Source organism: Sporosarcina sp. SAFN-015, assembly GCF_051966875.1.
Classification (GTDB): domain Bacteria; phylum Bacillota; class Bacilli; order Bacillales_A; family Planococcaceae; genus Sporosarcina.
The window spans coordinates 1-22,128 of sequence record NZ_JBQCKP010000011.1; the positions used below are offsets into that span (position 1 = coordinate 1).

Annotated in this window: 21 protein-coding genes and 1 tRNA gene; 17 read left to right on the forward strand and 5 right to left on the reverse strand. The window is 44.3% G+C overall.

Features of this window, described 5'->3' with window-relative positions:
- The 5 genes from ACTHPA_RS16505 (at position 1) to tsaD (ending at position 2,863) form a co-directional block, all read left to right on the forward strand.
- Positions 1–76: transfer RNA gene (locus ACTHPA_RS16505), tRNA-Asp, on the forward strand.
- A 163-nt stretch (positions 77–239) separates the two neighbouring features.
- Entirely contained in the window at positions 240–692 is a 453-nt protein-coding gene (gene tsaE / locus ACTHPA_RS16510; RefSeq protein ID WP_440501775.1) for a tRNA (adenosine(37)-N6)-threonylcarbamoyltransferase complex ATPase subunit type 1 TsaE, read from the forward strand.
- Positions 689–1,399, forward strand: a complete 711-nt coding sequence (gene tsaB, locus ACTHPA_RS16515) for a tRNA (adenosine(37)-N6)-threonylcarbamoyltransferase complex dimerization subunit type 1 TsaB (RefSeq protein ID WP_440501777.1) — start codon at positions 689–691, stop codon at positions 1,397–1,399. Before tsaE ends, tsaB begins: the two co-directional genes overlap by 4 nt.
- Positions 1,392–1,841, forward strand: a complete 450-nt coding sequence (rimI, locus tag ACTHPA_RS16520) for a ribosomal protein S18-alanine N-acetyltransferase (protein WP_440501778.1) — start codon at positions 1,392–1,394, stop codon at positions 1,839–1,841. Before tsaB ends, rimI begins: the two co-directional genes overlap by 8 nt.
- Positions 1,841–2,863 (forward strand): tRNA (adenosine(37)-N6)-threonylcarbamoyltransferase complex transferase subunit TsaD, encoded by a 1,023-nt coding sequence (tsaD, locus tag ACTHPA_RS16525; RefSeq protein WP_440501780.1) that lies wholly within the window; start codon positions 1,841–1,843, stop codon positions 2,861–2,863. The genes rimI and tsaD overlap by 1 nt, the downstream gene beginning before the upstream one ends.
- A 335-nt stretch (positions 2,864–3,198) precedes the next feature.
- Here the strand turns inward: tsaD and ACTHPA_RS16530 are convergent, their stop codons facing one another.
- Entirely contained in the window at positions 3,199–5,130 is a 1,932-nt protein-coding gene (locus ACTHPA_RS16530) for an ABC-F family ATP-binding cassette domain-containing protein (RefSeq protein ID WP_440501782.1), read from the reverse strand.
- 126 nt (positions 5,131–5,256) lie between these two features.
- On the opposite strand from ACTHPA_RS16530, the gene ACTHPA_RS16535 reads away from it, so the two are divergent.
- From ACTHPA_RS16535 to ACTHPA_RS16550, 4 genes are all read left to right on the forward strand, one after another.
- Positions 5,257–5,907, forward strand: coding sequence for a redox-sensing transcriptional repressor Rex (locus ACTHPA_RS16535; protein ID WP_440501784.1), 651 nt, complete (start codon positions 5,257–5,259; stop codon positions 5,905–5,907).
- 68 nt (positions 5,908–5,975) lie between these two features.
- Positions 5,976–6,170: a twin-arginine translocase TatA/TatE family subunit gene (locus ACTHPA_RS16540; protein ID WP_440501786.1), complete on the forward strand. Its 195-nt coding sequence runs from the start codon at positions 5,976–5,978 to the stop codon at positions 6,168–6,170.
- 17 nt (positions 6,171–6,187) lie between these two features.
- Positions 6,188–6,982 carry a twin-arginine translocase subunit TatC gene (tatC, locus tag ACTHPA_RS16545; RefSeq protein WP_440501787.1) on the forward strand — a complete coding sequence of 265 codons (795 nt, stop codon included), beginning with the start codon at positions 6,188–6,190 and terminating at the stop codon, positions 6,980–6,982.
- 125 nt (positions 6,983–7,107) lie between these two features.
- Positions 7,108–7,740: a YIP1 family protein gene (locus ACTHPA_RS16550; protein WP_440501789.1), complete on the forward strand. Its 633-nt coding sequence runs from the start codon at positions 7,108–7,110 to the stop codon at positions 7,738–7,740.
- A gap of 37 nt (positions 7,741–7,777) precedes the next feature.
- Here ACTHPA_RS16550 and ACTHPA_RS16555 read toward each other — a convergent pair whose 3' ends face one another.
- Positions 7,778–8,518, reverse strand: a complete 741-nt coding sequence (locus tag ACTHPA_RS16555) for a lysostaphin resistance A-like protein (protein ID WP_440501791.1) — start codon at positions 8,516–8,518, stop codon at positions 7,778–7,780.
- Between the two features lie 249 nt (positions 8,519–8,767).
- Between ACTHPA_RS16555 and groES the strand changes: the two genes are divergently transcribed.
- From groES to ACTHPA_RS16580, 5 genes are all read left to right on the forward strand, one after another.
- Positions 8,768–9,052: a co-chaperone GroES gene (gene groES / locus ACTHPA_RS16560; RefSeq protein WP_251628351.1), complete on the forward strand. Its 285-nt coding sequence runs from the start codon at positions 8,768–8,770 to the stop codon at positions 9,050–9,052.
- Between the two features lie 48 nt (positions 9,053–9,100).
- A complete protein-coding gene (gene groL, locus ACTHPA_RS16565; RefSeq protein ID WP_440501793.1) occupies positions 9,101–10,726 on the forward strand; it encodes a chaperonin GroEL in 1,626 nt (541 codons plus the stop codon).
- Between the two features lie 314 nt (positions 10,727–11,040).
- Positions 11,041–12,312, forward strand: coding sequence for a RidA family protein (locus tag ACTHPA_RS16570; protein ID WP_440501794.1), 1,272 nt, complete (start codon positions 11,041–11,043; stop codon positions 12,310–12,312).
- A gap of 231 nt (positions 12,313–12,543) precedes the next feature.
- Positions 12,544–13,872, forward strand: coding sequence for an MFS transporter (locus ACTHPA_RS16575; protein ID WP_440501796.1), 1,329 nt, complete (start codon positions 12,544–12,546; stop codon positions 13,870–13,872).
- 439 nt (positions 13,873–14,311) lie between these two features.
- The gene (locus tag ACTHPA_RS16580) at positions 14,312–15,721 is read left to right on the forward strand and encodes a YfcC family protein (RefSeq protein WP_440501797.1); all 1,410 of its coding nucleotides are present in this window, start codon (positions 14,312–14,314) and stop codon (positions 15,719–15,721) included.
- Between the two features lie 82 nt (positions 15,722–15,803).
- On the opposite strand, the gene ACTHPA_RS16585 is transcribed toward ACTHPA_RS16580, so the two are convergent.
- Entirely contained in the window at positions 15,804–17,510 is a 1,707-nt protein-coding gene (locus tag ACTHPA_RS16585) for a transglutaminase domain-containing protein (protein WP_440501799.1), read from the reverse strand.
- A 202-nt stretch (positions 17,511–17,712) separates the two neighbouring features.
- Here ACTHPA_RS16585 and ACTHPA_RS16590 point away from each other — a divergent pair, with 202 nt between their 5' ends.
- Positions 17,713–17,916, forward strand: a complete 204-nt coding sequence (locus ACTHPA_RS16590) for a helix-turn-helix transcriptional regulator (protein WP_440501801.1) — start codon at positions 17,713–17,715, stop codon at positions 17,914–17,916.
- A 1-nt stretch (position 17,917) separates the two neighbouring features.
- Positions 17,918–18,421, forward strand: a complete 504-nt coding sequence (locus tag ACTHPA_RS16595; RefSeq protein WP_440501803.1) for a hypothetical protein — start codon at positions 17,918–17,920, stop codon at positions 18,419–18,421.
- A 238-nt stretch (positions 18,422–18,659) separates the two neighbouring features.
- On the opposite strand, the gene ACTHPA_RS16600 is transcribed toward ACTHPA_RS16595, so the two are convergent.
- The gene (locus tag ACTHPA_RS16600) at positions 18,660–18,941 is read right to left on the reverse strand and encodes a DUF2277 domain-containing protein (protein ID WP_440501805.1); all 282 of its coding nucleotides are present in this window, start codon (positions 18,939–18,941) and stop codon (positions 18,660–18,662) included.
- A gap of 144 nt (positions 18,942–19,085) precedes the next feature.
- Between ACTHPA_RS16600 and ACTHPA_RS16605 the strand changes: the two genes are divergently transcribed.
- Entirely contained in the window at positions 19,086–20,330 is a 1,245-nt protein-coding gene (locus ACTHPA_RS16605) for a mechanosensitive ion channel family protein (protein WP_440501807.1), read from the forward strand.
- 285 nt (positions 20,331–20,615) lie between these two features.
- On the opposite strand, the gene ACTHPA_RS16610 is transcribed toward ACTHPA_RS16605, so the two are convergent.
- Positions 20,616–21,986 carry a hypothetical protein gene (locus ACTHPA_RS16610; protein WP_440501809.1) on the reverse strand — a complete coding sequence of 457 codons (1,371 nt, stop codon included), beginning with the start codon at positions 21,984–21,986 and terminating at the stop codon, positions 20,616–20,618.
- Between the last annotated feature and the right edge of the window lie 142 nt (positions 21,987–22,128).

Sequence of the window (22,128 nt, forward strand, 5' to 3'; positions counted from 1 at the left end):
GGTCCCGTGGTGTAGCGGTTAACATGCCTGCCTGTCACGCAGGAGATCGCCGGTTCGATCCCGGTCGGGACCGCCATCTTAATTTAAACTGTCAACCGATTATGGATTTATTCCAGGATCGGTTTTTTGTTGTTTTTATCTTTTATTAGTCCATTATATACCTCCACCAAACCTCTTGGCTTTCGAAAACGCCTTATTTTCGGTACACTAAAGCAAAGTGGAGATGAAAGGAAAATACGATGACTATAGAATTCAATGTTCATTCCTTGGCGGAAACTGAACAGATTGCAAATACATTAGCGGGGCTGCTTTCGCCTCCTGACGTTTTGACGTTGGAAGGAGATCTTGGTGCAGGGAAAACGACCTTCACAAAAGCACTTGCACGCAGCTTAGGTATTACTCGAACGGTAAACAGCCCGACGTTTACAATTGTAAAGCAATACGAAGGACGGGTTCCTTTCAATCATTTGGATGTCTATCGATTGGCAGATAGTGATGAAGATCTTGGATGGGACGAACTGTTCTACGGGGATGCGGTTTCTGTCGTTGAATGGGCACATCTTATAGAAGATGATCTACCGAAAGAGCGATTGGAGATACAAATTCTTCATACAGGAGAAACTTCGAGAAAATTTGTGTTCACTCCAAGAGGAGAACGTTTTGAAAAGATTTGTGAGGCGATGACGTTATGATATGGTTAGGAATAGATACGGCGAATACGCCTTTGTCTGTCGCGATTGTGAAAGATGGAGCCATTTTGGCCGAGGTGAACTCTTCGATGGCTGTCAATCATTCGTTGCGGGCGATGCCGGTTATTGAGGAGCTATTTGAGACGGTGCAACTCAAGCCGAAAGATATAGATGCAATCGCGGTATCGGAAGGACCTGGCTCCTATACAGGAGTCCGCATCGGTGTGACGATTGCGAAGACGTTGGCTTGGACGTTGAAGAAGCCATTGTTTGGCGTCTCAAGCTTGAAGGTCCTTGCAATGAATGCTGTTTATTTTGAAGGGCTGATCTGCCCGATTGTGGATGCACGAAGAAATAATGTGTACGCAGGGATTTACGAATTCGTGAATGGCGAGCTAATCGCCAACGCGGAGGACGGGCATTTTGCGATTGAAGATCTGCTGGATGTTTTAGCAAAGAAGGAGCGTCCTGTTCTATTTGTCGGTAAGGATGTTGCGATGCATGAAGAGCTGATCGGTACGAAGTTAAGGGAGAATGCAATTATTGCACCGTTTCCGCTGCAGCTTCCACGGGCGTCTTCATTGATTTACGTCGCGCAGCAAAGTGGACAAGAGGAGAATATACATGCATTTACGCCGGAATACCGTCGTATCGCAGAGGCGGAGGCGAATTGGCTCATGCAGCAACGGAAGGATCATGGCGGTGAATAAAAGTATCGAATATCGGAAGATGACAATAGAAGATATCCCGGCAGTTGTCGAAATCGAGCAGGAAGCGTTTGCGACTCCATGGACGCAGGAGGTTTTCGAGCATGAGATGACTGGGAATGATTATGCTCATTATATTGTTGCCGTCGCGGATGGAGAAGTGATCGGGCATTTTGGGATGTGGGTTGTGCTCGATGAATGTCATATTACGAATGTGGCAGTGAGGAAGCATATGAGAGGCCATGGAATCGGTGAGGCGCTCATGCGTAAGGCGATAGAGCTGTGCAAGGTGAATGATGTGAGGCTGATGACGCTTGAAGTCCGCGTGAGCAATCATACAGCGCAAAACTTGTACCGCAAGCTTGGCTTCCAAGATGGCGGCATACGAAAAAACTATTATACGGACGACCATGAAGATGCGCTCGTCATGTGGGTGGAATTGTAATGGACAAAGATATGTATATATTAGGAATTGAAACGAGCTGTGATGAGACGGCGGCTTCGGTCGTGAAGAATGGGCATGAGATCGTCTCGAACGTCGTTGCTTCGCAAATCCAGAGCCAGCAACGGTTCGGAGGCGTCGTGCCGGAAATCGCTTCTCGACATCATGTCGAACAGATTACGCTCGTCATAGAGGAAGCGTTAGCGAAGGCAGAGCTTGCTCCATCGGATTTGGATGCGGTTGCTGTGACGGAAGGTCCCGGGCTTGTTGGGGCATTGTTGATTGGCATTAATTCGGCTAAGGCGTTTGCGTTTGCTAACGGATTGCCGATTGTCGGTGTTCATCATATCGCTGGGCATATTTATGCGAATCAATTGATGCAGCCAATGGAGTTCCCGCTGCTAGCTCTTATCGTATCCGGTGGGCATACGGAGTTAGTTCTAATGGAGAAGCATGGGTCGTTCAAATTAATTGGAGAAACGCGGGACGACGCAGCAGGAGAAGCATATGACAAAGTTGCCCGTGTTCTTGGTCTCCCTTATCCTGGCGGGCCGCATATCGATAAGCTTGCGCTTGAAAGCGATGAAGCAGTCGATTTTCCGCGAGCTTGGCTAGAACCGGATTCATATGACTTCAGCTTTAGCGGGTTGAAATCCGCTGTTATTAATTACAAGCATAATATTGAGCAAAAAGGCGGGGAAGTCAATCCGGCTCACGTAGCGGCAGGCTTCCAGCAAAGTGTTGTCGACGTGTTGACAGAGAAGACGTTGAAGGCTGCGAAGGAGTTCGGTGTGAAGCAAGTTATCGCAGCAGGTGGTGTAGCTGCGAATAAAGGATTAAGAGCGTCATTGGATGCAGCGTTTGAAAAAGAAGGAATTCCTTTTTACGTCCCTCCGATTTCCCTTTGCACAGATAATGCAGCAATGATTGCGGCAGCAGGCAGTGAGATGTATGCGAGCGGCAAACGGGGTACGATGGGAATGAACGGCAGACCTGGCATGGAGCTTGCTTCATGGGATGAATAATAATAAATGAAGGAAATCGTCGAGTTGTGACGATTTCCGTTTTTATTTGTCCTATAACGAGTTCGTCTTGTCAAGAGGGAACGTTCGTACTTATGCACAATTGTTAATAAGTTGTGGATAATTAAAAGATTCGTGTGAATGACTATGACATCTTTTGGATAACTATGTGGGTATTGAATACAGTTAATGTGGATAACGTGGATAACTATGTTCATATCCTATTATATCAACGTGAATGATGTTGATAAGATTGTGGAAATCAAAAGGGAACCCTTGTCGAAAACAAAAGAAAGCTGTCGAAATGGCGTTCGTTCCATTCGACAGCTTTCTAATCGTTATGAATTCAATTGTTCAAGTTCTTCCTGCAAATTCAACCATTCCTCTGATTGGTTGTCGTGCTGCATTTGGAGTTCGTCGATCTGTTCTTGGAGCTCCATCAGTTTCACATGGTCATCAGCGAAATCGGGGTTCAACAACTCTTCCTGCAGAACAGCGATGTCGGCATCCATTTTTCCGAGTGACTCTTCAATTTCAGCAATCGCCCTTGTCAATCGGCGTTCTTGCCGTTTGAATTCCTTGTCTTCCTCATTCCGTCCGTTTTTCTGCTGTTTTGGCTGTTCCGAATTGCTATTGTCGGCTTTCAACTCTTCCAGCTCATTTTTCTTTTCAACGAAGTAATCATAATCACCAAGATACTCTGTGACACCGGAAGGACCGACGTCAATCACTTTCGTCGCGATCCGATTAATGAAATAACGGTCATGGGAGACGAAGAGGATTGTTCCCGGAAAGTCGTCTAACGCATTTTCCAGCACTTCCTTGCTGTCGAGGTCAAGATGGTTTGTCGGTTCGTCAAGCACGAGTGTGTTCGATTTTTGAAGCATGAGCTTCGCTAATGAAAGACGTGCTTTCTCGCCGCCGGACAATGAAGCGACAGGCTTCTCGACGTCTTCACCCGTGAACAGGAAGCGTCCGAGTACGGAGCGGACGTCCTTTTCATTCATCATCGGCCACTCATCCCACAGCTCTTGAAGGACTGTCCCCGTACCGAGGATCGTCGCTTGATTCTGGTCATAATACCCGAATTGGACATTTGTTCCGTAGCGGATCGTTCCGTCGATCGGCTCCTGTCTTTTGACGATCGTCTTCAGAAGCGTCGACTTTCCGATCCCGTTCGGTCCGATGATCGCGATCCGGTCCCCTTTGTATGCATGCATATTAATATGCTCAGAAACGGCTTGGCCGTTATAGCCGACAGCGATATTGTCCAATGTGAGCACATCGTTGCCGCTTGGCCGTTCGATGGAGAACGAGAAGCTTGCAGACTTTTCATCCCCATCAGGCGCGTCCATCCAATCCGTTCGTTCGAGCAGCTTCCGCCGGCTTTTCGCCATTTTGGAAGTCGAAGCACGGGCGATATTCCGCTGGATGAAGTCCTCAAGTTTCGCTTTTTCACTCGTCTCGCGTTCGTACAACTTCTTATCGCGTTCATAGTTCTTCGCCTTCTCAACTAAATAGGCGCTATAGTTGCCGACGTACTTCGTCACTTTCTTCCTCGACACTTCATACGTGATCGTCACGATCTGGTCGAGGAAATAGCGGTCATGGGAAACAATGAGGATCGCGCCTTCATAGGAGACGAGGTATTTTTCAAGCCAGCCTAATGTCTCGATATCCAAATGGTTCGTCGGCTCGTCCAATATGAGCAGATCCGGTTTGCTAAGCAGCATTTTCGCAAGCGCCAGCCGCGTTTTTTGCCCTCCGGACAACAGATTGACTTGCTTCTCGTAGTCTTCAGGATAAAATCGCATTCCGTGAAGAACCGAACGCATATCAGATTCGTATTGATACCCGCCCGAATCCTTGAATTCGATTTGCAACGTGTCATAATCTTTCATGACACGCTCATATTCTTGCTGGTTCTCGTAAACGGAAGGATCCGCCATTTGTGTTTCTAGTCCACGGAGCCGCTTTTCCATTTCAAGCAACGGTCCAAAAACGGTCAGCATCTCTTCCCAAATTGTAAGGGAAGAATCAATTCCCGCATGTTGTTCGAGATAGCCGACTTGTACGTCTTTCGGCATGATTAAGTCGCCGGAGTCAGCGGACATTTCTCCCGCAATGATTTTTAATAATGTCGATTTGCCGGCGCCATTCCGTCCGACGAGCGCAACCCGGTCACGGTGCTGCACTTCGAGGCGGACGTTTTTCAATATATCAGTTCCAGAAAAGGATTTCGTAATTCCATTCACTTGTAATACGATCATTCAGCACACCTCTATTCCACTTTTAGTGTAATCGAATGGGCCTGTCGGTGCAATGGTTGGCTTTACATCAGCACGTATCTAGAGTACGATAAAAAAAGGTCCATTTGCACGTATAGGAGGTAAGCTATGGCTGATACGACTCAGAGAGTTCCACAGGCGACGTCAAAACGCCTTCCTTTATATTATAGATTTCTGCAAAATTTCGCGAATGCGGGTAAGAAACGCGTCTCTTCCAGTGAATTGAGCGAGGCAATGAAAGTCGATGCTGCTACAATTCGCCGTGATTTCTCCCATTTCGGGGCGCTCGGGCGCAAAGGCTACGGCTATGACGTGAACGACCTCCTTCTATTCTTCCGAAGGGCGTTGGATCAAGACGAAGAGACGGATGTCGCGTTGATCGGCGTTGGAAGCTTAGGGAATGCATTCTTGAAATACAATTTTCAAAAGAACCATAATACGAGAATTGTTGTCGCATTCGACCCGAAAGCACCAAAGGAAGGGAAGATGGTCAGCAATATCCCGGTGTTCCATCCGGATATGATGGAAGAGAAAATTAAAGAGTTAGGCATTCAACTCGTCATCTTAACTGTTCCGACAAGGGCGGCGCAAGAAATCGCCGATCGGATGGCGGCTATCGGCGTGAAAGGAATTCTCAATTTCACACCGGTCCGGCTGGCAGCACCCGACTGGATGCGTGTTCATACGATCGATTTGTCGGTGGAGCTGCAGACAATGATTTATTTCATAAAAAATGACGAAAAAGATTCACAAATATAAAGGCATTGTCAATAGTAATACAAGCTGTTTTCATGTAAGATGGATTATATATGAAGGAGGTGTCCGAAATGGCTCCAGGTGTAGGAAGTCTACTTATAATCGCTGTCATTGCATTGCTCATTTTTGGACCGAAGAAGTTACCGGAAATCGGAAAGGCATTTGGCTCTTCATTGCGTGAATTTAAAAACGCGACAAAAGGTCTTGCAGCCGATGATGATGACACAGTCAAAAAAGTGGAAGATAAGAAAAATGATGTGCAATAAGTAAGGATGTCTGTCCGATGAAAGAAAAAAATTTAACAGTCATTGAACATATAGATGAAATTAGAAAACGACTGATGGTAATCGTCGTTTTCTTTGTTATTGCAGTAATCGGCAGCTTTTTCATTGCGAAGCCGATCATTAAGCTTTTGCAAGCAGAAGCCGGGTATGAGGAATTTCACGCATTCAATGTTGTGGATCCGATTGCCCTGTACTTGAAAGTCATCATCTTTTTAGCAGTGGTGCTCATTTCACCGGTCATCATGTATCAGTTCTGGTCGTTCATATCGCCGGGACTTCACGAGACGGAGCGGAGAGTGACGTTAAGCTATATCCCGTTCGCGTTTATCCTATTGCTTGTAGGGATTGGTTTTTCCTACTTCGTTCTCGTGCCATTCGTCATGAACTTCATGAAGGAATTATCGGGAGAGCTTGGGATTACACAGACGGTCGGCATTAATGAATATTTTACGTTCCTGTTTCAAATACTGATCCCGTTCGGAATCGTCTTTCAGTTGCCGATCGTCCTTTTATTCCTATCGCGGCTCGGCATATTGAACCCGAATAAGTTAGTGAAAATCCGGAAGGTAGCATATTTTGTCCTGTTTATCATTGCGGCGTTCATCACACCGCCGGATATTATGTCGCATTTATTAGTAACCGTCCCGTTATTTGCACTTTATGAAATTAGCATCATCATCTGCCGCGTCGGGTATCGAAAATTCCTGAAGGCGGAGGAGAAGCGGAAGCTGGAAGAAATAAAGGCAGAGCAGCAACGCCAAATCGATGAAGTGATGGGGAATTTAGAAAAATAAAGTAGTGTCCCGCTTCCCGCGTTATTATTGGGGGAGCGGGATTTTTGTAATGAAATCCCAAAAGGATTCCCGTATGATAGGACTTGTAGAGATTTCATATACATAAGAAGTAAAGGGGGATATACATGAATCCATTACTATCCATTTGGAGCCAGCCGACGAAAACGCTGCAATATATGCTGGAGAAAAAGTCGGCGGGATATGGCTTTCTCATTTTTCTGCTAAGCTCGATCAGCGGCGGCTCAATCGCGATGGCGACGACTGGCATTTTTGGTGGCATGCCGTTAGCATTCATCATTATTTTATCCATCATCATGACGTACGGTTTTGCGCTTATCGGTTGGGTGATCAATGCTGGACTTTATACGTGGGTCGGAAAATGGCTAGGCGGGAAAGGGAAGTTCTCCGATATGCTTAAAATCACTCCCGCGCCTGCGATTCCGACGATCTGGCTCGCTCCGATGAACTTCCTGCTTATTGCGGTGTACGGGTCTCGTCTATTTGAGGTGCCGACCGATAATTTCGGAATTACGAATTTGCCGCTCGGAATTTATTTCTTGCAGAATCTTATTATCATTGGAGTTGGCATATTCGGAACAGTCATCGCCTGTAAAGGAATCGGTCTCGTCCATGGATTCTCTGCTTGGCGCGGTCTTGGTGTAGTGGCAATCATCTTTGGCATCGTTTTCGTCATTATGTTAATGATTATGCTTATTTTTGGGGCTATCATCTTTTCATTAATTGCAACACTTGGGTGAAATGAAAAACGACTTCCTTTAAACGGGAAGTCGTTTTTCATTGTTGGAAAAAGATGAACGTTTGCTGAAGATTTTTTTGCCACTGCTCGAGCTTTTCGTAATTCAGTTGAACGACCATGACGAAGCTGTTCATGAGAAAGTGGGCAATCATCGGAGCCCAAATGCGCTTCGTGTAATAATAAATAAACGCAAATACCATTCCCGGCGCCATATAGACCAATGTATGCTCAAGCTCGCCGTGGACAACTGCGAAAATGACTCCACTCAAAATGGCTGCAATCCAGAAATTCGATTTTGCATAAATGCCGCCGAATAGTACCCTTCTGAATACAATCTCCTCTAATAGAGGTGCAAAGATGACGATGGAAAAGATAATGATCGGCGACAGTTTGGCAATGTCGCTCAGCAAGGTTGTGTTTTCAGAGCCGGGCATGATGCCGAGCGCCACTTCGATAATGCTAGCAAGCATTTGTCCAGCCATCGCCATGAAAAATCCTAGGACACCCCATAGTACTGTCATCCAAGGTGTCGCTTTCTTCCCTTTTTTAAAGATATCCCAAAATCGCTTGTTGCGCGTTGTCATGAACAGGATTAAAGGGGCTGCGATCAGATTTGTGAGGAAAAGCGCCCAGGCGAAGCCGTAATAGACCGCGGCTTCCTTTTCCATGCCAGCGGTGTTTTGAAAATAGTGGAAGAGAGCCTTCGAAATAGGGACGCTTCCGAACTGCATGGCGATATATAAAAGAACGATCGAAATAGAGATTTTCCAGTTTTTCATTGCCAACTTCCTTTCTTCTACTGTTTATTTTAGCTGTTTCAATGATGACAAGCAAAGAGAAAAGGATACAAGGAATGCAGACTGCCAGAAAGCATGGAAAACGGTCAAACATTGTTCAGTTTTTATCTATGAGGACATAAGTATTTTGCTTGCAATTTTTGGGCAACTTTATTATGATAAGAAATGTATTAGCACTCTTGATTGATGAGTGCTAAAAAAGAAGATAATATGTCGAGGAGGTTGTTTCACTTGTTGAAACCATTAGGTGACCGTATCGTAATCGAACTAATCGAAGCAGAAGAAAAGACGTCTAGCGGTATCGTATTACCGGATTCTGCGAAAGAAAAACCGCAAGAAGGAAAAGTTGTAGCGGCAGGTACTGGACGAGTTCTTGAAAACGGCCAGCGTGTTGACCTGGAAGTAAAAGAAGGCGACCGCATCATCTTCTCAAAATATGCTGGAACTGAAGTGAAATATGAAGGCAATGAATATTTGATCCTGCGTGAAAGCGATATCCTAGCTATCATCGGCTAAGTCGCCCCTTATAAATAAGTACAATCAAAACCAGGAGGGAATTCATAAATGGCTAAAGAAATTAAATTTAATGAAGACGCGCGCGGCGCAATGCTACGCGGTGTAGATACACTTGCTGACGCTGTTAAAGTGACGCTTGGACCTAAAGGACGCAACGTCGTTCTTGAAAGAAAATTTGGTTCACCACTTATCACGAATGACGGTGTAACAATCGCAAAAGAAATCGAACTTGAAGATGCATTCGAAAACATGGGTGCAAAACTCGTAGCGGAAGTTGCTTCCAAAACGAACGAAATTGCTGGTGACGGTACGACAACAGCAACGGTTCTTGCACAAGCGATGATTCGCGAAGGCTTGAAAAACGTAACAGCTGGTGCGAATCCTGTCGGCATCCGTAAAGGGATCGAAAAAGCGGTTGCAACAGCAATTGAAGAGTTGAAAGGCATTTCCGACGAAATCGAAAGCAAGCAAGAGATCGCACAAGTTGCGGCTATCTCTTCAGGCGACGAAGAAGTCGGCGAATTGATCGCTGAAGCGATGGAGCGCGTCGGCAACGATGGCGTCATTACAATCGAAGAGTCAAAAGGCTTCACGACTGAGCTTGACGTCGTGGAAGGTATGCAATTCGACCGCGGATACGCGTCTGCTTACATGGCTACTGACACAGACAAAATGGAAGCGGTTCTCGACAACCCTTACATTTTGATCACAGATAAGAAGATTTCCAATATCCAAGAAATCCTACCGGTTCTTGAGCAAGTTGTTCAACAAGGCAAACCATTGTTGATGATTGCGGAAGACGTAGAAGGGGAAGCACTTGCAACTCTCGTTGTGAATAAGCTTCGTGGTACTTTCAACGCGGTAGCTGTTAAAGCACCAGGCTTCGGCGATCGTCGTAAAGCAATGCTTGAAGATATCGCAATCCTTACAGGCGGGGAAGTCATTACTGAGGATCTTGGCCTTGACCTTAAATCCGCTGACATCACTCAACTTGGACGCGCTGCGAAAGTCGTTGTTACAAAAGACCATACGACAATCGTTGAAGGAAACGGAGATACTGATCAAATCGCATCACGTGTCGGCCAAATCCGCGCGCAACTTGAAGAAACAACTTCCGAGTTCGACAAAGAGAAGCTGCAAGAACGCCTTGCGAAACTTGCTGGCGGCGTAGCAGTCATCAAAGTCGGAGCAGCAACTGAAACAGAATTGAAAGAGCGCAAACTTCGCATCGAAGACGCATTGAACTCAACTCGTGCGGCTGTTGAAGAAGGAATTGTATCCGGTGGTGGTACAGCGCTTGTGAACGTCTATACAAAAGTTGAAAAACTTCTTGAAAGCACAGAAGGCGACGTCGCAACTGGCGTGAAAATCGTTCTTCGCGCTCTTGAAGAGCCAGTGCGCCAAATCGCGACAAACGCTGGTCTCGAAGGCTCCATCGTCGTTGACCGTCTAAAACGCGAAGAAGTCGGCATCGGCTTCAACGCAGCAAACGGCGAATGGGTCAACATGATGCAAGCGGGTATCGTAGACCCTACAAAAGTTACTCGTTCTGCACTTCAAAATGCAGCGTCCGTAGCGGCAATGTTCTTGTCCACTGAAGCGGTCGTTGCAGATATCCCAGAACCAGCTGCAGCAGGCATGCCTGACATGGGCGGTATGGGCGGCATGATGTAATAAGAAAAGCGGAAGCGGCTTGCTCAGCCCCGACAAGCATAAGACGATCTAAGCAAGAAGGCGCCCTTTGCCTTCTTCTTAGAGTGGCTTATGACCTCGAGGGGCTAGCCGCAGGAGCTAGACATTACTTCATACTAAAGAAGCTTCCCACAAGTTCAATGAACTTGTGGGAAGTTTTTTGTTCATTTCCAACAATAATGTTAGCCAAAGTGAACAAGTCCTGCTATAATTGCATAGCACTCAGAGTGGTTTAGAACAGCTTTTTCAGTGCATACTTCGGTTAGTAAATATTTATCAAGAAGGGAAATCGTATTATGAGCAACTATAACGCAGTAGCAGCAAGAAATACGGAGAATGCTCCAAGTGGTAACGGTCTATATTCACAAACTGTTGCATTCTCTCATTACAACAATCTGTCAGCACAATTGCCGATCGATCCAACAACAGGGAAATTGGTAGCTGGTGGAATAAAAGAGCAAGCTGAACAGTGCTTTAACAATATTAAAGCGATTGTAGACAGCATCGATCACGTTATGAGCGATATTGTACGAATTACAGTATTCGTTAAAGATATTAAAGACGTTGACGCTGTAGATGAAGTTTATAAAACGTTCTTCCCAACTTATGTTCCTTCACGGACAACAGTTGCAGTAGCAGCTTTGCCAATGGATGCTTTAGTGCAAGTTGAAGCACTTGTTTCACACGGTGAAGGTACAATTCCAAACGCTCCACAAGCAGGCGACCTCATCAAACTTACAAATAACACGGCAAACGCGCCAACAAGTCCTCTATCTACACAAACCGTGTCGTTCTCTCATTACAACAACCTTTCAGCTCAATTGCCGATCGATCCAAAAACGGGCAGATTGGTAACTGGCGGTGTAAAAGAGCAAGCTGCACAGGCTTTGAAAAATATCAAGGCAATTTTAGAAAGCATCGATGTTCCTTTTGACGATATTGTCAAAATTAATATCTTCCTTAAAGACCTTGCAGATACGGAAGCTGTCAATGAAGTATATTCTACATTCTTCCCAGACTCCGCTATCGCTAGAGCTGTTGCCTATGTCCCTGCACGCACAGTTGTTGCAGCTGCAGCGTTGCCAATGGATGCTTTAGTACAAATCGAAGCAGTCGTATCACACGGAGACGGTACACCTCCACAAGCTATTGAAGACAGACACGGAATCGTTATTTGGGCACGCAACACTGACAATGCACCAAAGGATTCTCTATCTACACAAACTGTAGCGTTCTCTCATTACAATCACCTTTCAGCTCAATTACCTGTAGATCCAAAAACGGGCCAAATGGTAGCTGGCGGCGTAAAAGAGCAAGCTGAACAGTGCTTGAAACACATCAAAGCAATTGTTGAAAGCATTGACCACGTTATGGACGATATCGTTAAAGTAAATATCTTCGTTAAAAATATTGCGGATATGGACGCTGTAGACGAAGCATACAAAACATTCTTCCCGAGCGGTGTTCCTGCACGAAGAACAGTTGGCGTATCTGCTTTACCTCAAGATGCTCTAATCCAAATCGATGCAATTGTAGGAAACGCTGAAGGAACTCCTCCAAAAGCATAATAGAAATAAAATGGCTAAACCTCTTTCAAGTCCTATTTGCGGACTGGGAAGGGGTTTATTTTATTACAGTAAGATTTTTTCACTTACAGACAGGTTAGTGCGATAATGGAGCCTAGAATAAACAGGATAATGTTAGAGTATCGTAGAAAAAGAAGATTATTCGCTTATTTACTCATGATATGATAGTTGAAATCTATAAAAGAATGAATCTTTCAGAAAGGCGGCTAGCACATGGCGAGTAATCGTATGAACAAGAGGGATGCCCAATCGGCTTTGGTACAAAGCTACGTCGGTTCCCCGGAAAAACAACAGCAATTATATAAAAGAACGTTAATCGTTGTGATCATTTCCCAAATCTTCGGAGGGGCAGGGCTTGCTGCCGGTATTACGGTAGGGGCACTTCTAGCTCGTGATATGTTAGGCGTGGACAGTGTAACGGGAATCCCGACAATGTTATTCACGTTAGGTTCAGCTGGGGCTGCGCTGCTCGTAGGTCGTCTTTCTCAACGGTACGGACGTCGTTCCGGACTAGCCGCAGGATTTCTGGTCGGTGGTCTCGGTGCAATTGGAGTCGTTCTCGCAGCGATAACAAATAACATTTTCCTTCTATTCGGTTCATTGCTTATATACGGTGCTGGATCAGCGACAAACTTGCAAGCGAGATATGCGGGGGCTGACTTGGCTAGCTCGACGCAAAGGGCAAAGGCTGTTAGTATGGCCATGGTATCTACTACATTCGGTGCTGTTGCCGGACCGAACCTCGTAGGAATAATGGGTGGGGTTGCTACATCCATTGGAATTCCTTCTTTGGCGGGGCCGTTTTTATTAGCTGCGACCGCTTATATACTTGCCGGCTTGGTTCTCCTAATTTTACTTCGTCCGGATCCTTTACTTGTCGCGAAAGCTATTGCGACTGCTGAAAGTGCAAACAGCAAGTTGCAGGCAGGAGGGGATTCTGTTCCGTTCTCAATGAACAAACGAGGTGTTATTGCAGGAGCTACAGTAATGATCATTACTCAATTCGTGATGACGGCGATCATGACGATGACCCCTATTCATATGGGGCATTACGGTCACAGTCTACAAGCGGTGGGAATTGTTATCGGATTCCATATTGGAGCTATGTTTTTGCCTTCGTTAGTGACGGGCTATCTTGTCGATAAAATCGGACGTGGTGTAATGGCGATCGCCTCGGCCGTCACATTGCTTTTGACGGGCATCATAGCGGCAATCGGACCAGCCGATTCAATGTTTGCACTTGTGACAGCCCTTGTGTTGCTTGGTCTTGGCTGGAACTTTGGATTGATTAGCGGTACGGCGATTATTGTGGACGCCACATCGACATCCACTCGGGCGAAGACGCAAGGTTCTGTTGACGTAGGAATTGCATTGTCCGGAGCGATAGGTGGAGGATTATCCGGATTGGTTGTCGCACATTTCAGCTATGGAATCCTCTCAATCGCCGGAGGAATGTTCTCATTACTATTGATTCCGCTTATTATATGGGCTCGTATCGGCAAGCAGAAGGAGCCGAGTCGCATCCAAGCGACCGAAAACTAACTATCAAATTGTTTGGGTGCCTGTGCAGCACACTATTCAGATAATGCACTACAATTGTATAAAGTAAAATAAAGAAGCTGATCAACTTAACGTTTGATCAGCTTCTCTTTGTATTTATATAAAAAGCCTTGAATTGTCATAAATGTGTGCTGCACAGGCACCATACATAAATTCACTACTCTAAATTATCATCAAAAAATGAATTTATTGCACAATTAGTTGTGCAATGTTAACAGATTGGATTTTTTTATTGTATTTTCTAAACAATGCAACTTGATTTAATTGGATAGAAGGTCTAACGACTTAAGCGTAGTAAGCCTGTATAATAAGCAGAGTTAACGATTGTAAGCGAGAATAATGCAGGCTACTGGTTTAAAAATCGTTGATAAAAAACATTCGATTCATTCGTCTGTATAAATTTACTTAATGGAGGTTACTAATGCAAAAGGAAAAAAGAGAGAAGAAGTTTCAACTTCCCCATATTTACGTCATCCTATTTATTTTCAGTGCTCTGGCGGCCATTTCGACGTACTTTATTCCTGCAGGGCAGTTTGACCGTGTGCCAGGTCCGGACGGAAGAACATCGATTGACCCGAACTCATTCACAGAAGTGGAAGCTACTCCAATTGGAATAGCTGATTTTCTTACTGTTATTCCGCGTGGATTGATTGACGCGGGAGAGATTGTATTTTTCACGTTTGTAATCGGTGGTATGTTTGCGGTGCTAAAGGCAACCGGAATTATTGAAGTGGTTGTTGACAGGCTAGCAAACCGTTTTGCAAAAAATAGTATCTTGCTGATCCCAATTTTGACAACAGTATTTGCGATTGGAGCAACATTAATTGGAACCCCTGAACTATCGCTAGTTTATATTCCTGTCATTATGCCATTAATTATCGCTTTAGGGTACGATTCAATTGTTGCTGCTGCAATTGCTCTTGTCGGTACGAGTGTCGGGTTTACTGCCGGAGTTTTGAACCCGATTAACGTCGGATTGGCGCAAAAAATTGTAGGCATTCCTGTTTTTTCAGGACTGGAAATGCGCCTAATTCTATTTGTCGTTTCTTTATCGGTCGGAATCATTTTTATCATGCGCTATGCGAAAAAGGTACAGCAGAATCCTTTAAACAGCTATGTTTATGAAGATGACGAAGAAAAAAGATTGCTTTACAAGCAGAAAGAAAAAATTGAAGCGAAGAGCATGAACACAAGACAAAAATATGCTTCGATTGCTGCGCTCCTCTTCCTTGTTATATTAGTATTTGGTGTGCTTCAGCTCGGCTGGTTCATGGTAGAGATGGCAGGTCTGTTTATCTTTATGGGTGCTGTTGTCGGCCTGATTGCTGGACTCAATGCTACACAGATTTCTAATGCATTTACGGAAGGTTTCCGTGAAGTGCTCATGGGAGCCATTATTGTTGGTCTAGCCAGATCTGTAGCTGTCGTGCTTGAAGACGGTCAAATTATGGATACAATCGTTCACAGCATGGGCTCATTAGTCGGCGAATTGCCATCTGTCCTCGGTGCAGTAGGGATGTACCTTGTTCAGCTTGCCATTAACTTTATTATCCCGTCAGGAAGTGGACAAGCCTTAGTCACGATGCCGATCATGGGGCCGCTTGCAGACATTATTGGTGTAACAAGACAGACAGCAGTACTAGCGTTCCAGATCGGAGACGGGTTTGCTCATATTTTATATCCGACTTCAGGTTACTTTATGGCTGCACTCGTTATTGCCGGCGTAACTTGGCAAAAGTGGATTCGCTTCTTTTTACCGGTATTTGCTGTATTTTCAGCCATTGGGATTGTCACATTAGTGATCGCTCAGATGATTCAATATACAGGCTGAGCACATTTGGATATAGAAAAATCCCGCACCTTCGTTATAAAAGGCGCGGGATTTTATATTGCTTAAGACACTGCATACAATTTCAGTACTCCACACCACTTCGGGAATGCGTCTTGAACGCTTCTTCATCCGGTTCGAAGTAATCTTCTGTGTAGTTTGCTACAAACTCACCGTCTTTTATATAGCCGGCGCCCCATGTCGGGTCCATTGTGAGCCATTCGCCGTCCACCTTCACTTCCACCCATGCGTGGCGGGACCAGTTGAAGCCGGATCCGGCAGTGCCTGCTATATATCTTGCTTCCATGCCGGATGCACGAAGTAGGGCAAGGGCGAGATACGTGTAATCCTGGCAAATTCCTTTTTCGAGCTCTAGCACTTTTAATGCGCTATCATCCCACTCGAATTCACTGTTTTTCTGTTTTTCCACGTCATACGCGATTGACTTTGCCGTAAATTCATAGATGGCCTTCGCTTTCTCGCGATCTGACATATCGTCGGTTATAAGACCTTCCGCAATCGCGATAATATCAGGGGCATCCGATTGAACTCCCCGTGATGGCAATAAATCTCGTAAGTCCTCTGTGCCCGTGCTTTCGACTGTGAATTTAGCTACGTCATAATAATAAAACTTGGAACTGTTTTTCTCTTTTATTTCCGGTACACTGACGGTTACGTCATATGTACCCGGTCCGAAGCGCAAGTAGAATTCATCATCAAACTTGTAGTTGACAACAGGAATGACGGCTAATGCCTTATCGTCATCTTTCTTCGTCGTAATATACAGATGTGTCGTCTCTTTTGCGAATGGTGCGTCTTTATCGATGGTGCCTTTTATGCGATACGTTAAGTTGGTTTCTTCACCGCCGGCTGTCGGGTAGGTGAGATTGACCCCACGTTCGTTATAGGTCGTCATGTAATTGATCGGTTCAGTGACAACGTCTGATTCATTGTCGATGTAAAGGATCGTTCCTTCTTGAAAATAATTGTCTCTCTCCTCGTCAGGAACGTAGACTTTTAGCTGATGGACGCCTTTTCCGTAAAATAAAGGAACGTCATATGCGAATTCACCGTTCTTAACAGGAAGCACGTGCTTCCACATTTCACCGTCCTTTTTGAGTTCGAGCATCAGCTGCTCGTTTGTCCCTTTGATGGAAGGGATTTTCCCTTTCAATGTGAACACTTCGTTTTCATTCACATAACCGCTTGCAGGCGCTTCAAGTGATAATCCTGCATCCTGGGCAAAAGGAGTATACGTAAGATCTCGCTGCATCGCAGGGTTGACGTTAAAGACAGTGAATTTTGCCAGATCATAATAGTAATTTTTCCGGTCCTTGCTTGGGAGCATAACAGTAACTTGGTATTCTCCCTCTCCATTGAACAATCTTACGTCCTGTTTAAATTTACCGTCTTGGATAGGCGCATAGTATTCCATCGAGTCGTCGGAAAGCGCTTCTCCATCAAATCTGATTTTGATCCATACATACTTTTCTTGTAATTGGTCCTGATTTTCAACAGTTCCCACCACTGTGAAGACTTCATTCACCGCAAAGTTTGTATGCGTCGGTTCGAGTAACGCAGCTCCCACTTCTTCGCTATAGGATGTTAATTCCAATGGAGCCATTTCAAGTTCAGCGTTTTTCTTTTCCACAATCGCTTCATAATCAACCTTCTGCTCCTGCTTTTGCTCGGTAGGTTGATGCGTTTCTTTTATAGCAGCAGACTTATCTGCACAGGCGCTTAATAAAAGCAGACATAACAACGAAACAATCGGTATATGTATTTTTTTCATAGACGACGGATTCCCCCCGGGATTTTTTTGATAACTATACTATAACAAGTTTTCAAAACTAAATCCTAAGCCTCTCGAATGAGGTAGTAAGTACTGGATTTCACCAAAAGCTAATTTATTTTGTTAATTATACATAACTTAATGTTAATAATACTTTACATGATGTTAAGAATACTGTACATTTAATATAGGAGGAGTTTACATGCTGAAAAACAAGGTTCGTGAGCTGCGTGCCCGTCAAGAGTTTACACAAAGTGACCTCGCCAAAATGGTAGGTGTCACAAGGCAGACGATCGGCTTTATTGAAAAAGGGGAGTTTTCACCATCTGTTACGTTGGCATTGAAAATTGCGCAAGCATTCCAATGTGATCTTAATGAAGTATTTTGGTTGGAAGGGGAGGAATGAAATGAAAGGCGATATGAGGTATACGTATCCGATATGGCAAATGGGTTGTATTTTATTGCTAATCGCTCTCACGTCGATAATTGGATTCATGTCGGACTTTGAATACTCAAATAGTCCGGAAAGCTTTCTATTTCAGTTTAATTTAGAAGGCCTCGGCTTTTGGTGCCTTCTCGCTTGGCTCATCGTCTTAGTTATGTATCTACTTATATTTAGATGGAAAATTCATCTCCATAATAAGCGGAATCCGAGTCATCGGCTGAAAATCATGACATTAAAGCCGCAGGAATATATGGATGATGACGAGTTGTTTGAGGAAGTGACACGACGTGCGACGCAGAAAGTCTATTCTTATTTCACAGTCGGCCTTCCGTTCTTGGCAACCATCTTTTTGATTTTACCGATTGGGAAGGTCGGAATGCTGAACATTTTGCTCTTGCTCGCCATTGGACAATATTTTATTTATTACCGGACAATGAGGCGGTATATGAAAGAGGATACCGAATAACTAGGGGGAAATTGAATGCATGTTTAAAGAAAAGGGGTTTATGGAGTTATTTCCTTATTCGGAAGACACAAGATTGGGCGAAGCAAAGTTTCAATGAGGTTAAACAAAGAAGCTGATCAACCCAATCGTGGTCAGCTTCTTTTGGTATTTATATAGATTACGATGAATTGTCATAAGTGTGTGTTGCACAGGTACCGTTGCTGATAAATCTGTACTACACTGAAATAAATTTATAGTTTTAATTCTGATTTTCCAATCCGAATCTTTTTGCATTACGAGCCCGAGCCCGTTCAGCTTCAATTTCTCGATTTCGGGGTTCGGCATTTGTTACCAATGTGTTTAGTAATTTTTGTGTAGCGATCGCCACTTCCTTAACAGCGAGATTGATAGCGTCCTCGTTTACCTTGGAAGGCTTGTTATATCCAGAAACTTTCCGAACGTATTGGAGCGAGGCGGCATGAATTTCATCCGTGGTAGCTGGAGGGGAAAAGTTGAACAGCGTTTTAATGTTTCGGCACATGTCGTCTACCTCATTTATGTAGTATTTTTACGATTGTACCATATTCCACTTATTCACATCACGGCCTGTATAGGAGGCTGAAGAAAGTGGAGACCCCTTACTTCTGTTATAATGGAAAGCAGATTACGTAAAGGGGAGAGATAGATGAATTTTATTCGTAACCGGCTTTTAGGTTACGGAGTGGATGACGCTTTGGTTGACACGCTGTCATTTGTCATCCTGGTAACTATAATCACACTCCTATGTATCATTGCGAACTTTATTACAAAACAAGTGATTATCCGATTTATCGCTCATATTGTGAGAAAGCACAATATTAAGTGGGGTAATATTCTGTTGGAGAGGAAAGTGCTCCGGAGATTGTCCCATTTTGTGCCGGCGATCATTATTTATTCCTTTGCAGCCAGCTTTCCCACGTATCGTGCGGCGATCGAAACGTTGGCGCTGACATATATGATGATAGTGGCATTCAGTGTCATCAATCGATTATTAAGTGTGTTTAATGATATTTATCAGACGTATGAAATATCAAAAACGAAGCCGATAAAAGGGTATATTCAAGTTGCTAAAATAGTTGTCATCATCGTTGGTATCGTTTTGGTCATTGCCAATTTGATGGGGAAAAGTCCGCTTATCTTGCTTAGTGGAATCGGGGCTCTGTCAGCGGTGTTCATGTTAGTGTTTAAGGATTCGTTATTAGGTCTTGTGGCGGGTGTCCAGTTATCAGCAACTGAGATGGTTCGCATGGGCGACTGGATTGAAATGCCGAAATACGGTGCAAATGGGGATGTCATTGATATCTCTTTAAATACGGTAATGGTGCGAAATTTTGATAAGACGGTGACGATGATTCCGAGCTATGCGCTCATATCGGATTCATTCATCAACTGGCGCGGTATGCAGGAATCTGGCGGACGACGCATTAAGCGGGCTTTGCATATCGACATGACGAGTATTACGTTTTGCACGGATGAAATGATCGAGCATTTTAAACAGATCCGCTATCTATCGGATTATATTGTTAGCCGTGAACAGGAAATTCTGGAGTACAATATTGCAAATAAGATCGACCGAAGCAATATCGTAAACGGTAGGGCGATGACGAATATCGGCGTCTTTCGGGCTTACATTATTGAATACCTTAAACACCATCCCGGCATCCATCAAGAAATGACATTAATGGTAAGACAATTGGAGCCCGGAGAGAATGGCTTGCCGATTGAAATATACGCGTTTGCGAATAGCACGCAATGGGCTATTTATGAGGGCGTCCAAGCGGATATTTTTGATCATTTATTTGCCATTGCAGGGGAATTTGGACTCCGCGTGTTCCAAAACCCGGCAGGAAGCGATTTAAAAGCATTGGCCCGAGGAGTACAGAATGAATGAATCGTTTGAATTGTTTCGGTGCCTGTGCAACGAACAATTCAGATAATACAATACAATTGCATAAGATAAATGAAGAAGCCAACCAAATCAAGACTTGGTTGGCTTCTATGCTTATTATTATAAGAGACAATGAATTGTCATAAATGTGTGGTGCACAGGCACCGCATTAGTTTTAATTTATATTAATTTCGCCGTGGGGCATACGGTTTAGGCAGGGAATAATGATATCCCCTGTTAGTATGGGATGCATTGCTTATTCAGTTTTAGTTTTAGTTTGTTGCTATCTTATTTTTTAAGCAATCCGAAAAATGAGTTGTATGCTGTGACAACTTGGTTGTAGTATCCAACGAGTTTGTCCCAAACTGTTGTTTGAACATCTTCTGTAACTGTTTCTTCAGGAGCTTCTTCTTCAGTAGCAGGTTCTTCCACTACATCTTCACCGTCACCGGGTACTTCTGTTGCATTTTCTTCATCAGCCGGAGCATCAGTAGCTTCTTCTTCGTCAGCAGGAGCGTCGGTAGCTTCCTCTTCGTCAGCAGGAGCGTCGGTAGCTTCCTCTTCGTCAGCTGGCGCATCAGTAGCTTCTTCTTCATCAGCTGGTGCATCCGTAGCTTCCTCTTCATCTACAGGTGTATCTGTAGTTTCTTCCTTGTCAGCAGGTACTTCTTCTGCTTCTTCACCTGGCAAGACAATCCCAAGATGATTTTGGATAGCAAGATTGTAGTAGTCAATCAAACTTACATAATTTTGTAAGATGGATTTGTACTCATTTACTTGCTCGTCTGTTATAATAGAATCGGTTGATTGGTCAGTTGGCGTAGTATCTTCATTGATATTTTCGTCAGCTGGCTTTTCTGTTTCTTTGGCATCTTCTTCTACAGGTGCATCCGTAGCTTCTTCATCTTCAGTTGGAGTATCTACGGCTTCCTCTTCGTCAGCAGGAGCGTCCGTAACATCCTCTTCATCTGCAGGAGTCTCTACAGCTTCCTCTTCATCAGCTGGTAGCTCAACAGTTTCGTCTTCCTCAACTGGAGCGTCCGTAGCTTCCTCTTCATCCGCCGGAGCATCAACAGTTTCTTCTTCATCCGCCGGAGCGTCTACAGCTTCTTCATCGTCAGCTGGAGTATCTACAGCTTCTTCTTCATCCGCCGGAGCGTCTACAGCTTCTTCATCGTCAGCTGGAGTATCCACAGCTTCTTCTTCATCAGCAGGAGCATCTACAGCTTCTTCTTCATCAGCCGGAGCGTCTACAGCTTCTTCTTCATCAACTGGAGCGTCTACAGCCTCTTCATCGTCAACTGGAGTATCAGTAGCTTCTTCATCGTCAGCTGGAGTGTCAACAGCTTCTTCATCGTTATTAGGTATATCTGTTGTATCATCGTCATCTGTAGAATCATCATCACCTGGTTCAGCGGCTACAAAGTTTTTATTGGCAATTGTACGCATGAATTGTCCTTTTTCAGGTGAGCCCGGAATAGTTGTTGCGTAATGGGAAACCTTTTCACCGTGGTTATTAAACTCTTTTTCGCCATTTTCAGCTGCAAAAGCTGAACCGCCTGCTCCAAAAATAGCAGCAGTTAGCATTGATGTCGACATGACAAACGGTAAAATCTTCTTTTTCGTGTTCTTCTCATTACGATTCGTTTCGTTAACCAAGAATGATCAAACTCCCTTTTCATAAATTTTTTTTGACTTGCTTACTAGATAATGAAGCGAAATAACACTCATTCTTTCAAGTCGTTATGTACATCCGCCTCCTTCTCAAGTAAAAAGTATAGGGATCGTTTTTTACTATTCT

Coding starts and splice junctions, on each gene's coding strand:
- ACTHPA_RS16575 (WP_440501796.1), top strand. CDS start 12,544: ATGGCGAGTAATCGTATGAACAAGAGGGATGCCCAATCGGCTTTGGTA.
- ACTHPA_RS16590 (WP_440501801.1), top strand. CDS start 17,713: ATGCTGAAAAACAAGGTTCGTGAGCTGCGTGCCCGTCAAGAGTTTACA.
- ACTHPA_RS16550 (WP_440501789.1), top strand. CDS start 7,108: ATGAATCCATTACTATCCATTTGGAGCCAGCCGACGAAAACGCTGCAA.
- ACTHPA_RS16530 (WP_440501782.1), bottom strand. CDS start 5,130: ATGATCGTATTACAAGTGAATGGAATTACGAAATCCTTTTCTGGAACT.
- ACTHPA_RS16580 (WP_440501797.1), top strand. CDS start 14,312: ATGCAAAAGGAAAAAAGAGAGAAGAAGTTTCAACTTCCCCATATTTAC.
- tatC (WP_440501787.1), top strand. CDS start 6,188: ATGAAAGAAAAAAATTTAACAGTCATTGAACATATAGATGAAATTAGA.
- tsaE (WP_440501775.1), top strand. CDS start 240: ATGACTATAGAATTCAATGTTCATTCCTTGGCGGAAACTGAACAGATT.
- groL (WP_440501793.1), top strand. CDS start 9,101: ATGGCTAAAGAAATTAAATTTAATGAAGACGCGCGCGGCGCAATGCTA.
- ACTHPA_RS16535 (WP_440501784.1), top strand. CDS start 5,257: ATGGCTGATACGACTCAGAGAGTTCCACAGGCGACGTCAAAACGCCTT.
- ACTHPA_RS16540 (WP_440501786.1), top strand. CDS start 5,976: ATGGCTCCAGGTGTAGGAAGTCTACTTATAATCGCTGTCATTGCATTG.
- ACTHPA_RS16585 (WP_440501799.1), bottom strand. CDS start 17,510: ATGAAAAAAATACATATACCGATTGTTTCGTTGTTATGTCTGCTTTTA.
- ACTHPA_RS16595 (WP_440501803.1), top strand. CDS start 17,918: ATGAAAGGCGATATGAGGTATACGTATCCGATATGGCAAATGGGTTGT.
- ACTHPA_RS16570 (WP_440501794.1), top strand. CDS start 11,041: ATGAGCAACTATAACGCAGTAGCAGCAAGAAATACGGAGAATGCTCCA.
- tsaD (WP_440501780.1), top strand. CDS start 1,841: ATGGACAAAGATATGTATATATTAGGAATTGAAACGAGCTGTGATGAG.
- ACTHPA_RS16555 (WP_440501791.1), bottom strand. CDS start 8,518: ATGAAAAACTGGAAAATCTCTATTTCGATCGTTCTTTTATATATCGCC.
- ACTHPA_RS16605 (WP_440501807.1), top strand. CDS start 19,086: ATGAATTTTATTCGTAACCGGCTTTTAGGTTACGGAGTGGATGACGCT.
- tsaB (WP_440501777.1), top strand. CDS start 689: ATGATATGGTTAGGAATAGATACGGCGAATACGCCTTTGTCTGTCGCG.
- ACTHPA_RS16600 (WP_440501805.1), bottom strand. CDS start 18,941: ATGTGCCGAAACATTAAAACGCTGTTCAACTTTTCCCCTCCAGCTACC.